At 46.8% G+C, this 14547-nt stretch carries 14 protein-coding genes; 11 read left to right on the forward strand and 3 right to left on the reverse strand.

Annotated features, from left to right (window positions below; genetic code table 11):
• Window positions 1-38: 38 nt before the first annotated feature.
• Window positions 39-911, reverse strand: a complete 873-nt coding sequence (locus QP794_RS20020; protein WP_079349527.1) for a helix-turn-helix transcriptional regulator — start codon at window positions 909-911, stop codon at window positions 39-41.
• Between the two features lie 441 nt (window positions 912-1352).
• On the opposite strand from QP794_RS20020, the gene QP794_RS20025 reads away from it, so the two are divergent.
• The 10 genes from QP794_RS20025 (at window position 1353) to QP794_RS33200 (ending at window position 11862) form a co-directional block, all read left to right on the forward strand.
• On the forward strand, window positions 1353-2561 hold the full coding sequence (locus tag QP794_RS20025) for an LLM class flavin-dependent oxidoreductase (protein WP_285078608.1): 1209 nt from the start codon (window positions 1353-1355) through the stop codon (window positions 2559-2561).
• Between the two features lie 246 nt (window positions 2562-2807).
• Window positions 2808-4082 carry an ABC transporter substrate-binding protein gene (locus tag QP794_RS20030; RefSeq protein WP_285078609.1) on the forward strand — a complete coding sequence of 425 codons (1275 nt, stop codon included), beginning with the start codon at window positions 2808-2810 and terminating at the stop codon, window positions 4080-4082.
• A gap of 3 nt (window positions 4083-4085) precedes the next feature.
• On the forward strand, window positions 4086-4958 hold the full coding sequence (locus QP794_RS20035) for a carbohydrate ABC transporter permease (RefSeq protein ID WP_175383100.1): 873 nt from the start codon (window positions 4086-4088) through the stop codon (window positions 4956-4958).
• Between the two features lie 99 nt (window positions 4959-5057).
• Window positions 5058-5873, forward strand: a complete 816-nt coding sequence (locus tag QP794_RS20040; protein WP_285078610.1) for a carbohydrate ABC transporter permease — start codon at window positions 5058-5060, stop codon at window positions 5871-5873.
• A 114-nt stretch (window positions 5874-5987) separates the two neighbouring features.
• On the forward strand, window positions 5988-7205 hold the full coding sequence (locus tag QP794_RS20045; RefSeq protein ID WP_285078611.1) for an MFS transporter: 1218 nt from the start codon (window positions 5988-5990) through the stop codon (window positions 7203-7205).
• A gap of 752 nt (window positions 7206-7957) precedes the next feature.
• On the forward strand, window positions 7958-8545 hold the full coding sequence (locus QP794_RS33350) for a cell wall hydrolase (protein ID WP_483311932.1): 588 nt from the start codon (window positions 7958-7960) through the stop codon (window positions 8543-8545).
• 342 nt (window positions 8546-8887) lie between these two features.
• Entirely contained in the window at window positions 8888-9640 is a 753-nt protein-coding gene (gene yaaA / locus QP794_RS20055; protein WP_285078613.1) for a peroxide stress protein YaaA, read from the forward strand.
• A 770-nt stretch (window positions 9641-10410) separates the two neighbouring features.
• The gene (locus QP794_RS20060) at window positions 10411-11169 is read left to right on the forward strand and encodes a hypothetical protein (RefSeq protein WP_285078614.1); all 759 of its coding nucleotides are present in this window, start codon (window positions 10411-10413) and stop codon (window positions 11167-11169) included.
• A gap of 145 nt (window positions 11170-11314) precedes the next feature.
• Entirely contained in the window at window positions 11315-11518 is a 204-nt protein-coding gene (locus QP794_RS33195) for a hypothetical protein (RefSeq protein WP_350338882.1), read from the forward strand.
• A gap of 62 nt (window positions 11519-11580) precedes the next feature.
• Window positions 11581-11862 carry a DNA methyltransferase gene (locus tag QP794_RS33200; protein WP_350338883.1) on the forward strand — a complete coding sequence of 94 codons (282 nt, stop codon included), beginning with the start codon at window positions 11581-11583 and terminating at the stop codon, window positions 11860-11862.
• Window positions 11863-11997: 135 nt separating this feature from the next.
• Here QP794_RS33200 and QP794_RS20070 read toward each other — a convergent pair whose 3' ends face one another.
• The gene (locus QP794_RS20070) at window positions 11998-12225 is read right to left on the reverse strand and encodes a hypothetical protein (protein WP_079349515.1); all 228 of its coding nucleotides are present in this window, start codon (window positions 12223-12225) and stop codon (window positions 11998-12000) included.
• Window positions 12226-12819: 594 nt separating this feature from the next.
• Here QP794_RS20070 and QP794_RS20075 point away from each other — a divergent pair.
• Window positions 12820-13101 carry a DUF6809 family protein gene (locus QP794_RS20075; protein WP_285078615.1) on the forward strand — a complete coding sequence of 94 codons (282 nt, stop codon included), beginning with the start codon at window positions 12820-12822 and terminating at the stop codon, window positions 13099-13101.
• Between the two features lie 159 nt (window positions 13102-13260).
• Here QP794_RS20075 and QP794_RS20080 read toward each other — a convergent pair whose 3' ends face one another.
• Window positions 13261-14484: a right-handed parallel beta-helix repeat-containing protein gene (locus QP794_RS20080; protein WP_285078710.1), complete on the reverse strand. Its 1224-nt coding sequence runs from the start codon at window positions 14482-14484 to the stop codon at window positions 13261-13263.
• Between the last annotated feature and the right edge of the window lie 63 nt (window positions 14485-14547).

Below are 14547 nucleotides of genomic sequence, written 5' to 3' on the forward strand. Positions count from 1 at the left end.
TTTTAGGTAGCTTTCAGTAGCGGGCGATTGGCGACAAATCAGCTTTTGTTGTTCTCGGCTGTTCGATATCGGTTGGGAGGCAGACCGACCTGCTTTTTGAATGCTTTGGAGAAGGAAAACAGGTCGGGGTAACCTACCGAGTGCGCTACTTCAGTTAACGTTAAAGGGGTCTGCACAAGCAGCCGTTTGGCCTGATTCATTTTGAGACGTTGAATATACTGGACAGGAGACAGACCATAAGCTTTGCGGAATTGTTTGGCAAAATGGGTCCGATCCACGCCAGCGTGTGCAGATACACCTTCCACAGTAATGCCGCCAGCAAAGTGAATATCCATGTACTCTTTGCCCTTTTGCAACCATGGGGTGGCAGAGTCTGGTTGAAGCACTCGGGTAGCGGGCGATTTGGCAATTCGATCAAACAATCCGAGAAAACGGGTCAGTCGTCCCAGGTCGCTTGCGCCTCCCTGAGGTTTGCGAACCTCTTCCATAAAGGCGCGCATGCCACTTGCCGTCTCCGGGGTGAGTACACCGGAACGATGCGGCGCGTCCGGGGTAAGCCCGATTCGTGCCAGAAGTTCGGCTGCATGTTTTCCGTCAAAGGCAATGAAAATTTTGTGCAAAGACTCCTTCGGATCAGACCAGTACTCATGGGTAACCTGTGGATACAGGCAGAAAGCATCACGGGCACGCAGGGAATAACGATGTCCGTTCTGTATGAATGTTCCCTCGCCCTCCAGAACAAAGATCAAATAATGAAAAGGCGTCGTTCGCGGGCCAATATGATAGTTGCTCTTGGCTATATTACGGCCGATTCGAATCGGCCAAGCTCCACCGGCTTTCTCGAATTCGGACGGAGTAAAAAAAATAATATCCAAAAACTCGTGGTGGTCCTCCTTCATGCTCTCGATCATCAGGAACACCTCTTTAATATAAGTATAGTTTGTAATCTCTGAAAGTTTCTCTTATAACCTATTATACAGGTGGGTTTTGTAAATATTCAAGATGAGAAAGACTTATTCCTGTGAATTCACCACAAAATGACAAAATAAAATTGCCGCGAAATGACATTGATCACAGACAAATCAATTGATATGATGTCCATACCTATTAAACCAAGTTAATTAATCGGCATTTGGAAGTATTCGCACTTATAAAATGATTAGAAATTAGGCGCACTTTAAAAATAAGGTTTAACGAGTGCGAACGTAGTGGAGGGTACGAAATCGATTCTGAAGAAACGCAATGTTTGCCTTTATAACAGTGATCGAAAGAACGATTCGTAACCGGAACGGCCAATGTGCACAACACTGGTCTTATTTTTAACATGAGACTTTATTTATTCATAGAAGGGAATGACTTGTGTGAGCGAACAGGAAGAGATGAAATTTGGCTGGTTTTTGCCTACAGCAGGAGACGGGAAATATGTGGGGGTTGCCCCGGAACGGGAACCGAGCCTAGATTATTTAGTTCAAGTGGCGCAGACGGCGGAGACGGCAGGTTTTGAATTTGTATTGATTCCGACAGGAGGAGCTTGTCTCGATGCGTGGGTTGTGGGTTCGGCTGTCATGAGTCACACGAAAACATTGCGTCCGCTTGTGGCTATTCGCCCAGGTCTGGTCACCCCTGTATTGGCTGCACGAATGGGAGCGGCACTGGATCAACTGTCTGGTGGTCGTGCCATGATCAATGTAGTGACAGGCAGCTCGGTTCGGGATCTGGAGGAACTGGGAGATCCACTGGCTCATGCCCATGATGAACGTTATGAACGCGCGAGTGAGTACATGGAAGTGATGAAGCGTTCATGGACGCAATCGACCGGCCTCAATCTGACCGAGTTTGCTGGAAGTGGTGCTCAGGCGAATCAGGAAGCATCCGATGATAATCAGGAGTTTAACGGTAAATATTACAATTTCAAAGCCCCGGTAGGTATGCCTGAAACGGTGCAAAAGCCGTATCCGCCATTCTACCTCGGAGGAAGTTCACGGATTGCAAAACGGGTAGCTGTTGAACATGCAGATACATTCCTCATGTGGGGCGAGCCGCATGACTGGATTCAGGAGCAGATTGAAGAAATTGAAGTCATTCGTGAACAGATCAAAGAGGAAACCGGACAAGATCGCCAGTTGCGTTACGGCATGCGAGCACAGGTACTCATCCGGGATACGGAAGAAGAGGCATGGGCGGCGGCTTGGGAGATTATAAGCAAAGTCCCACCTGAAGCAATCGAGAAAGCCAAAGCTGCCTTCGCGGAGACGGATGCAACCAATCAACGCAGGCAAAATGAGCTGCGGGAACTGTCCGAGAAGCAGCAGTTCGTCGTAGGTCCAAACCTGTGGACAGGTTTGTCTGTTGTGCGTTCCGGCGGAGCGATCCTCATTGTGGGTACAGCCGAACAGGTTGCAGAACGGTTGATGGAATATGGAGATTTGGGAGTGACCACATTTATCCTTTCGGGATATCCGCATCTGGAAGAAGCCGAAATTTTTGGACGGACGGTTATGCCGATCATTCGTGAGAAGTGGAAAACAAGACAAAAACAGCATTCAGTTACTACCAATTAAGTGAGTTAACCCTTTTTTTACACTTTAACGGAGAGAGTAGAACCGATCTGAAGAAGCGAAGCGTTCGCCTGAAAGCTTTCTGAAAGAAAGCTACATCGGAAGCATACGCTATCCCCGGATTTCTCCTTTAATAGAATTGAAGAAATCCGGGGGTAACAGCGATTGGAAGATTGTTATAAATACGTAGTGTTCAGTGTAAATTTAGTCGTTTAACTTACATCAAATATCTTCAGGAGGTCTTCTTTCATGAGAAAAAAACAAAAATATATCCTGCCCCTCGTCAGTATGCTGGTGATGTCCATCCTGTTGTCTGCTTGCGGCGGCGGGGATACTGCTTCATCAGGAGAGGGCGGCTCCTCCGGTTCAGGCAAAGTAACAATCAGCTTCATGCACTGGCGTGGAGAGGATGTGGAGGCGCTGAACAAGACGATTGATGCGTTTGAAAAGGAAAACCCGAACATCCATGTAGAAATGCAAACTCTTCCTTCGGACCAATATCAATCCACTGTACAATCCAAAATCAGTGACGGTTCGGTTGGGGATGTATTTGCTTCCTTCCCTGGTGCACAGTTCGAAGCCTTCACCAAAGCCGGATTGTTTACGGATTTGACTGGATCGTCGTTTCTGTCAGCCTACAATCCAAAGCTGATTGAAGCAGGCCAGCACGATGGCAAACAATATGCAATTCCTTATCAACTCGTATACAACGATCCAATCTACAATGTGAAGCTGTTTGAAAAATACGGACTGACCCCGCCGACGGATTGGGAAGGTTTTCTAGCGCTTTGTCAGACACTGAAAGACAACGGCATTATTCCGATTGCATTTGCTGGAGCGGATATTGGTCCGGGCCAATTCATGAATACGATGGTGATGAACAATGCGCCGAGTGACGACATTTTTACCAAAGTGGAAGCTGGCGAAGCAAAACTGACGGATGAGTTTTGGGTGAAAACATTGACTCAAATTAAAGAACTGAACGACAAAGGTTACTTCCAGCAGGATGCACTGGGAACGAAAGACCCGGCAGCGGGAGCACTCTTCATCCAAGAGAAAGCGGCGATACTGGCAAGCGGATCGTATCAGTTGGCACAGAACAAGCTGCAAAATCCGAATTTGGAGCAAAAATTGCTCGCACCGATTACCGTAAGTGCCGATCAGGCGAAATATGAAGGGGTGCACACCACTACATTCATGCTCGCGGTGAATAGCAAGTCCAAACACCCGGAAGAAGCGAAGAAGTTCCTCGAATTCCTGAGCAGTCCGGAAGTGGCTGGCCAATATGCCAACCAGACAGGACAGAACGTGACAGTGAACGATGTAAAGTACGATACACCCGAGCTTCAGGTTGCCGGAGATTGGGCGAGCAAAAAGACCGTGTTCCAGCCACGGTTCACCATCCTGAATGGAGATAATCAGAAAGCGGTGACGAACTCCATTCAGGCTGTACTGAGCGGCACTTCTCCTGAAGAAGCAGCACAGCAGGCACAGGCGATCATTGATCAGCATATCGGGAAATAAACGATGAAGAACCGTATTCAGCTATCCCTGTTTCTGTTACCCGGGTTGCTGCTGTACGTTGCACTGTTCGTATTTCCTACATTGACGGGGCTGTTCTACTCCTTTACGGATTGGGACGGGGTATCCCCGTCGTATGCATTTGTAGGGCTGGATAATTACAAGGACAGTCTCAGCAGCATCGTATTTCGCAAAGCCTTTGGCAATAACGTTGAATTCATGTTAACGGTTGTTATAGCGCAAACCTTTATTTCACTTGTCCTGGCGCTGCTTCTGGTACGTAACACAAAGACACGCATCGCGCTCCGGGCACTGTATTTTCTGCCTGCGATTCTGTCCTCCGTATCGGTGGGGTTGATCTGGGCATTTATGTACGATCCTTCGATCGGGCTCATTAACTATGGTTTGAACGAGGCAGGTATGGGGAGCATGGCCCACAACTGGATTGGTGATCCCAAGATCGCCATCTACTCGATTGCCGCGGTACAGGTCTGGGCGCATGCCGGGCAGATGATGATTGTGTTTATCGCAGGTCTGCAAGGCATTCCGGCAGAGCTGTATGAAGCAGCACGTATGGATGGCGGCAGCAAATGGCAGGTATTTCGTACCGTGACCTGGCCGCTGCTGGCACCTTCGGCAACAATTGTTGTGGCCTATACGACTATTCAGTCGTTCAAGGCATTTGACCTCATTTTCACGATGACGGACGGAGGCCCGAACTACGCAACTGAAATTTTAACGACATATATCTATCATACCGCCTTTGGCAGTTACTCCTTTGGCCTCGCTTCTGCAGGTTCGATGATTTTCCTGGTTCTGCTGGCGCTGCTGACACTATTACAGTTCAAAGCGCTGCGTGCCGACCGAGTAAGCTATTAACGATTGGACGGATTGAAATGCTCGTGAGTACGTGAATAATTAAGTTTTACTCTGCCCAGCAGCATCCAAGCAACCCAAGGAAGAAGGGAGGGAATTTATATGTTTTTAAAATGGTTCAATCGACTGATCTTATTGGTATACGCGCTGCTGATTATCGTGCCGCTGTACTTTGTATTTGTGTCATCGTTCAAAACCAGCAGCAACTTCTTTAGCAGTCCATTTAGCTGGCCGGACCCGTTTACATGGGATAATCTCACGGGAATGTTCCGCAACCAGCCGATGTGGCAGTATTTCGGAGACAGTCTGGTTGTAACGCTGGGCACGGTTGCGATTGAGTTGTTGCTCAGCAGCATGATTGCTTATGCCATTGTTCGCTGGGGTGGCAGCGTGGGCAAAATTGTGTTTGCACTGTTCGTTGCGGGACTGATTGTTCCTTCCCAGGTGAGCATGCTGCCGATCTATTCCCTGACGCGTACGCTTGGGTGGTCGGACAGTCTGACGGGACTCATAGTAGTATCAGCTGCAATGTTGATGCCGGTCTCCGTATTTATGCTGACGGGCTTCATGCGTATGCTGAATGCGGAAATACTGGAAGCGGGCAGCATGGATGGAGCAAGCGAGTGGAGGCTCTATACACGGATTGCGTTACCACTGGCTGCACCTTCTTTGGCAGCTACAGCTACGTTCCTGCTTGTGATGGTGTGGAATGATCTGCTCATTCCGATGCTGATGCTCAGCAGTAAGTCTAAGCTCACATTGCCTCTCGCGCTCATGCAGTTCCGCGGGGAATACGTGACCAACTATCCGATGATGCTCACAGGTGTGCTGGTAACAGCCATTCCGATGATCGTGCTGTTCATTCTGCTTCAACGTTATTTTGTTGCAGGTCTGACAGCGGGTTCACTCAAGGGGTAATGTATGGGAAGAAGATCAGCGGATATGCGTATTTTGCATTGATTTCTGGATCATTCTGCATAATAATGGTTTAGTGTCAGAATGATTATATAGAGATCAAGGGAGCTATAAGTGATGAGCAAACTGGAAGTATTGCGGAATCCCAAGCAGCGTAAGCTGCTGTTCAGTGCCGGCATGAGCTGGCTGTTTGATGCAATGGAAGTCGGCATGATTTCCTTCATCGTGGCTGCACTCGCCAAGGAATGGAGTCTCAGTCCCGGACAAGTCGGGGTGCTTACAAGTATCAACTCGATTGGTATGGCGCTAGGTGCATTGCTTGCGGGGGCACTTGCGGACCGTTTCGGGCGTAAGGCCATTTTGATGTGGACATTACTAATCTTTACGATCGCTAGTGGTCTGTCAGCTCTGGCGACCGGATTCGCCGTATTGTGTGTACTGCGTCTGATTGCCGGTATTGGCCTTGGCGGAGAGCTGCCCGTAGCATCTACATTGGTATCGGAGTCGATGCCTACGGCAGAACGCGGACGTGCAGTTGTACTGCTGGAGAGCTTCTGGGCAGGCGGTTGGATAGTATCGGCACTCATTGCCAACTTTGTGATCCCGGAATATGGCTGGAGAATTGCATTTGCCATTGGTGCTGTTCCGGCGTTCTATGCGCTGTACCTGCGCCGTGCCATTCAGGACCCGCCGCGTTACAAGAACAATACTAAAATTAAGAAAATCACGTTCCGCGAAAAGGTATCCACGGTCTGGTCGGCACCGCATCGCCGCACAACGTTGATGCTCTGGATCTTGTGGTTTACCGTCATTTTCTCTTATTACGGCATGTTCCTGTGGCTGCCTTCGGTTGTCATGGCGAAAGGCTTTACGCTGGTCAAAAGCTTCCAATACGTGCTGATTATGACGATCGCGCAGCTGCCAGGTTACTTCACAGCGGCGTACTTCATTGAGCGGTTTGGTCGCAAATTTGTACTTGTCGTTTATCTTACATTGACAGCAGTAAGTGCGATTGCTTTTGGACTGGCGACAACGGAAGCGACGATTCTGACCGCAGGTATCTGCCTTTCCTTCTTCAATCTGGGAGCATGGGGCGGTCTGTACGCGTATAGTCCGGAATTGTACCCCACTTCTGTTCGTTCCACAGGTGTGGGCCTCGCCACATCGGTAGGCCGGATTGGGGGCGTGCTTGCGCCATTAATGGTTGGTATGCTGGTTCAGCGTGAAGTCGCAATCAGCCTGATATTCACGATTTTCTTCGTGACCATCCTTATTGGCGCAGCCGCTGTGCTGTTCTTGGGCCGGGAAACGAAGGGTCTGGAACTGGCCGAATAAATGTCAATAAATACAACGCAACTTTTGTACGGGTCAACCTGCCTACGGAAATGATGGGCTGTACAAGCGGAAGGAAGTTGATACAAGAAGAGGCATGACCATGGTGTGACCATGGGCTCATGCCTCTTTTTGTTATGTTTGGAGTGGATTTTCGCCTGCGCCATCGGTCCGATAGACGTCACTTTTTCTATATCCTATAATGACACTCGGGATGTCCAACCGTGAGAATTCAGGGGGAAGAAGTGGGATCTGGATTCAGAAAAGTGGAGGTTAATTTAATCATGAAGAACAATATTGAAATGGATCAGACGCGTAAAATGAATGAAGTGAATGCAGAGAATATGATGAATGAAAAGCATATGATGAGTGGACAGAATTGCGTGTGTGAAGTAGTACGTGTGACTGATAATGTCGGGATGAATGTGATGTACAGTTATAGTGGCAACGATAAGATAAGTGAGATGAACGGGAGATATGATGTGATTGATCTTACTCCTGTTAAAGAGATGAGAGAAATGAAACAGATGAAGATAAAGAGCTATATCTACAGCCTTGATGAAGAAGTTAGTTTAAATCGCGGGGATGAGAGGCTTGAATTGTATAATCTGTATGATCTGCACACAAGTACTGACCACATGGGCCCTATTACCGTTAGCCGGAAAGTCACCCATCGCAGGGGGAAAAAGACTGGCAAAAGAGCAGGACGAGTCAGTGTGCTTCTCGGTGCCTTCGCGATGGCTCTCGGACTTACGATGGCAGCTCCTTCTGCTGGAGCACAGAAGCTGGAGCAGGGCGTTCGCGGCGAACATGTGCTGCAATTGCAGGAGCAATTAAGCGAACTGGGGTATTTTAAGGCCGGAATGACCGGATATTACGGTTCTATTACCAAAGGAGCTGTCCGTAAGTTCCAGCAGGCGCAGGGGTTGAGTGCGGATGGGATTGCAGGTCCGGCAACACTGAACAGACTGAACAAGAAGGCTGCAGCCCAAGGTAACACGCTGCGCCAGTTGGCAAAGCTGATTCATGGGGAAGCACGCGGAGAGTCCTTTGAAGGACAGGTTGCTGTAGGAGCGGTCGTCTTGAATCGTGTGCATTCAAATGCATTCCCGTCATCAATCCCGAAAGTAATTTTCCAGAAAGGGCAGTTCACGGCCATAGACGATGGACAGTTTAATACAAAGCCAACCCAGACTTCCTATCAGGCAGCACGTAAAGCCTTGAATGGCACTGATCCGACACACGGAGCCCTCTATTATTACAATCCGAAGATTGCAACGTCGTTGTGGAGCAAGAGCAGACCAACGTTGCTGACGATTGGGCAGCATGATTTTACACAGTAAGTTTACACATTAAGTAAGGTTGGTAGGCATTTAAAATAGTAGACAGTGTTGGATACCATAATCCAACCCCGGTGGTTGCTGCTAAGTGCAGATCAACACCGGGGTTTTATTGTTGGCGAAAAGAGTTGGACGAGAATACGATTATTAGTCACAGCTCGTCGTAGTAAGATGTCACTATATCCAGTTGTCGTCAAATTAAAGAGAAATTCACAGGTATTGTTCTCTTTTGGTCCCTTTCAAAGGCAACATGATGCAGTGGATGTAGTTCGCCATTGGATTCATCTGTCCAATCCTGTACAATGAATAACGACAAAAACAACGGTAGATTAAGGATGGATCAGCATGATACGAATTATAATTTCACCTGCCAAAAAGATGAAGATCGACACCGATCTTATGGCTTGTGAGCAGCCGCAGTTTATAAACGAATCCGAACAGCTACTCCGTTTGATTCAAAAGTTATCATATGACGAACTCAAAGCGTTGTGGAAGTGTAACGATGCAATCGCCGAACTAAATATTGATCGGATTCGGAATATGAATTTAAAGAATAATCTGACGCCAGCCATCTATGCCTATGAGGGGATTCAGTATCAATATATGGCGCCGGGTATTTTTCAAAAGGAAGAACTGGAGTATCTGGAGCAGCATTTGCGCATATTATCCGGTTTTTATGGTATGTTACGGCCTTTGGATGGTGTTACACCTTATCGGTTGGAGATGCAGGGCAAATTGCAAGGTCCGGGCTTCAAGTCCCTATATCAATTTTGGGGTAGCAAACTAGCAGATCAGCTTCAATCGGAAAGCAACTGCATTCTAAATCTGGCTTCCAAAGAGTATAGCAAGAACATCGTGCCTTTTCTGAGGGAGGAAACCCGGTTTATTACTTGTGTATTCGGTCAAATGGTCGAAGGGAAAGTCATTGAAAAGGCAACCTGGGCCAAGATGGCCAGAGGCGAAATGGTACGTTATATGGCAGAGCACAAGATTACAGATATAAAGGACGTTAGGAGCTTTGATCGGCTAAACTTTAGTTTTTCAGAAGAACGATCCGACGAGAATACGTTTGTCTTCGTACAAGAAGAGGGAAAATAGTCAGCTCTATACCGGTGAGTTTCCTGTACATATTGTGAAAAGGATGTTGGCACGTCCGGAAGGAACATGTTGAATCAGGAGAACGATCTTCAGTGGAGTGTTTACTTAAACTTCTAACCGAAACTAAGAACCCTCTCATAAGAAAAGAGTTTGCAATTGTACTAAAAGTCATTGGCGATAATAGGGGGAGAAATTGCTATTTGAGGCGTTGCAGGTCCGATAAACTGAACAGACTGAACCAAGAAAACTAAGACGAAGGTAATATGCTGCACCCGTTGGCGAAACTGATTCATGGGGAAGTACGCCGAGAATCTTTTGAAGTTCGATTGCTGAAAGAGCGGTCGTCTTGAGCCGATTGCAGTTGTTGAACGAGCCTGAAAGATTTTTGGGCTCGTTTTGCTTTAATAAAGTATCACGTGTGATAACTAAAAATTATATTTTGAACCCTAGCATACTGGCTTCATCATGAGATCAAGTTGAACTCCATTTGACCATTTTTCAGTGACACTAGGAGGATAGAAAAAGTCGGGAATGAAACACACAGCTGCAATAGCGACATATGACTGGGGCGTTCCTCTTCTCACTTTAAATATGGTTACTAAATGCTAATTATGAACATATAATGGATATATGAATATATAACTGTAAATTTTATGTAAAATTTATATAAAAATCATTGTTTGATTAGGATAATTATGGAACAATTGTAATTGATCGTTTAGATCAAAAAAATTGCTGAGGTGGTTTTATTGTCTAGGGAAAGGAAGTTTTTGTTAGTAGCATTGAGTTTAGTTCTCTTCCTAACGATTGTTGGTTTCCAGCAAGCTAGGGCCTCAGAAGCTACAATTGATGAACAAGAAACAAAGGTGGTGGTTCCCGATGAACTTCTTATTAAAACCTCAGAAGGGGTCAAAGGAATTGAAATTAAAACTCCTGACGGAAAAATAGAAGTCAAAAGGGCTATCGTTACAGAGTATGTTCCTGTTAACTCGACTGCTTATTTGCTAGCTACTGGCCAAGATCCAATTGAAAACAAACTAATCAAAGTGGTGGATGTTACTTACCTTGATGAAGCAAAGAATGACGACTGGAAACATGAAGTAGCACCTGCAGCAATCGGTGACTTATATGCTAAAAATCCGAGCGCTGAATATGCAACAGTTAACCCTAACTATGTAGTTGCTTCCGTAGAAGAGACCGGAAGTTCTGGCGGTACATTAACACTTTCTCAATCTGTGACGGTTGGTAACTCCTTTAATGCTAGCGTAGGTATCAGCGCATCAGTTGTGTCTGCAACTGTTGGTTATAACGTATCTCAAAGTTGGACATCAACCGCATCCTTCAGTGAGAGCATCGCGAAGGACAATCACAAGACGGTGATTAATGCATACAATCGTTACATGACAAGACACTACGAAGTTTGGAAGAAGGGACTTTTCTCTGATAGTTTGGAAACTCATGGTACTTCAGATCGTCACGTTGGCTTCAGATTTGATGTACTCCGAATTCCTGGTTATCCTAGTATGTAATGAAATTGTGATTAAATTAAAGGAAACGACGGGTTTGTCCGTATTATCGGGACTCACCCGTTTTTTTGTTCCTTGACACCCGCCGTACAACGTTGCCGTTGAAAGTGACTCTTCCCGCCTGGCCGCTGACGGGAGGGAGACAATAATGAACGACAAAAAGCCCGCAGAGTTTGCGGGCTTTTTGCATTCCGTATTTGAGAGGTATGCCGAACATATGGTGCCAACGGCGGGGATATACGTTTTTCATCCATCTTCTTACCAGTGCCAGTTCGAGGTCGCCATGAACGCGGCAGGCATTGTAATCCGGAGTCAATGCGTATGGGTGAAGAACGCGGCTTCATACGGTTGATCACAGTACCGTTGGCAGCATGAGCCGGTATTCTACGCTCATTTAAAAGGAAAGGCCCCAGATTGGTACGGCGACCGCCGACAGACTATGGTATGGCGCGCTGGCCTCCTTTGGAGGAACCTGAACCATCCACGGTCTGGGAAGTGTCCCGTCGTGATGTCGGCAAGTACGTTCATCCGACACAAAAGCCGCTAGAGTTGCTGGCAATACCGATCAAGAACAGCAGTCGTCCAGGCAACTCAGTGGCGGATTTCTTCGGCGGAAGCGGATATACTTTGATGACTTGTGACCAACTGGACCGGCCGTACCATGGAGATCGATCCGAAGTTCTGCGACGTTATTAAACGGCGGTACCGGGAAGCAACCGGCATCAAGCCTGTGCTAGTTTGTCGTGTTGGTTCTGAACAATAAGCCAGATGATAAAAAGCTGTTTGGATCAATATGCAAGCTTTCAAATTCAAACAGCTAACATATTTACCTTAATACATCTGAGGTAATGGAGTTCCTGGAGGTCTCCACCAAGATTCAACGGTTCTCCAAGCAGTATCAAAATCGTAGCCTTTTCCCATTAAATATCCAATGGCAACAGCTTCTGTTAATGCATGTTGATACCCAAGGTACTGGGCTTCTCGTAATCCATGTCTAACAACCGGGCTTATGGTTACAAGAGTTTGATGTTGAAGATGTTGTTGGTTAGTCATATTCATTTTTTTACTCCTCACTTTTAATAAATGATTTTTAATAATATATGAGGGTATAGGTAAATGCGGAACTTGTCTTTTAAATATATCAACTGAGATTGTGCGGCTGATCGTTCAACTAATGGAACACGATAACTCAATAAAAATCAGATTAGCAATTACAAATTCAAATTTGGCTACCGAGGACTTAATGAATAGTAAGAGATATTCGAACTGACTCGGAAACCTTTATTGTTTAGATGTAAACGTCTTTACCAGGGCTATTTGGTTTTGCTTTCAGCATGAAAGGACTTAGCAACGGGTTTTTAAAACTCAAGCCGAATCACTTTGATGGATGTGGCCTTCTTACATCTGTCCGATTTAAAAGATAATCTGTACTTGATAGTCAGCCAATTTAATCAGTATAGCCGTTGGAATGTCCAACTCGCCACGTTCGTAGTTGCTATATATGCGTTGACTACAGCATGATAAGCTTCATTTGGTGTTTGAGGCATAGTTTAACTTTAACTTTGACTAAATAAAAAAACACTAGCGGATTTCCCGCTAAATTCGCATCTGGCCTCATTCCTTAATGTACAATCTTCCTGAGGTGACTTTACCATGAAGGATAATATGTCAAACCTGATCGAAGATTTGTTTCATGGAAACCTGCGATTGGATGAGTCGATTCATCCTGAGCAAGCTGAGTATCTGGAGATCAATCGTCAGATATCAGACCTCATGCAGGACTACAAAACACGTCTTACGGGGAACGAGTACGATGCTTTAGAGCAACTGATAGACTTGATCGGACAATCTACATCTATGTATGTGGAAGCTGCGTTTGAGCAAGGTTTTCGCACAGGCGGTAAACTCATCATTGAGGTTTTATGCAAAACGTGAGTATCTATTAGGGTATGCACAGCAACTCAAAAATCCCTTTCACCAACACCAGCAATTCGGCTGGCATAGGGAAGGGGATTTCATGTTTAATCCGTGTCTTTTACTCCACATGTACACTTAACACACATATCTTACTCTAACTCCAAACTACGCTACAACCTACCGCGCACCAATATTTATACCCGACGGCGTACCCGAGCCAATCAGATCACTGCCAGTGGCAAGCTTCAGGAAGTTGCCCAGCACAGGCGTTCCATCCGTGCTACGCGTCACCGAAGGCACAAGGGAGACAAAGTCGGCTGCGCTGGCGAGCAAGCCTTTGGCGTTTTCGCTTTTTTTGTTTTTCCACCAGACGTTGGTACTGCTGACGTCGGTTCCGCTGGTTTTGTCGCTGGCGCCGCCTTCGAAGGACAGGTTGTTGGTGAAGATGTGTGTGCCCACATCAAAGGCAAAGTTACTTTGACCATTTTGCCAGGATGTATTGTTTTTCATCTGAATGGAACCGGGATTGCTGTTATAGGTGAAGCCGTGCTTTTTATTTTGAAAAGCAATGCTGTTCTCCACAATGTGATTTACCGCGATTTTCTCGCCGCCCAGCTTGAAGCCATTACCGTCACTGTTGGAGGTGGATGTCCCATCCGAAGTTTGCCCGTTGTGATGGGCAATGCTGTTGCGGATCGTGACGACGCCAATGGCGCCTGTGTCCGTTTTGCTGTACAGATCCCAGCCATCATCCACATTATAGGCAGCGATACAACCGTCGAACAGGTTACCCGGGCCTACCGTCAATTTGGCAGCAAAACCGTCTGCATCTTCTCCGTCATCTGGATCATAGTTATCATGGGAATAGGAGCGAATAATTTCATTATAGGTAGGCCATTCGCTGTTTGCAGCAGTAGAGGCATAACGACCGAGCTGAATGCCAGTATCCCGGTTATGATGGGCTTCGATCTGTTCCAGGCGGTTGTAGCTGCCTCCGATAAAGATACCGTTGTCGCCCGCACCCTTCACTTCAAGCCCTTTGACGAGCCAGTAGTCTCCGAACATTTGCAGCCCACGATTGGTGGAGGCGAAGGCTTGGGCCGAGAAATCAAAGACAGGTTTTTCTGAACCATATGACACCAGATTTTTGCGCTGTCCCGATGTGCCGCTGTTGCCTCGCTCAATCGTAACGGTTTCCGAGAAACTGTACGTGCCGCCGCGCAGATATATCGTTTTGCCCGGTGCAATTTGTGTCAGCGCGTTAGCCAGTGACGTAGGACTCGCAAGGGTTCCGGGGTTACTTGCTGAGCCACCAGGAGCGACGTATAGATCACCTGCAGCGAGTGCAGTGCTGGACACGGCAACGGATTCAGAGGGATTTTGCAAGCTGCTCTCGATCATTTTCGCGGCACCAGCCGTTCCACCACTGAGCAATAATAGAGGGAAAGCAGCACTCAGACAGAT

Origin of the sequence: Paenibacillus sp. UMB7766-LJ446 (assembly GCF_030226665.1) — a bacterium.
GTDB classification, from domain to species: Bacteria; Bacillota; Bacilli; order Paenibacillales; family Paenibacillaceae; genus Paenibacillus; species Paenibacillus vandeheii.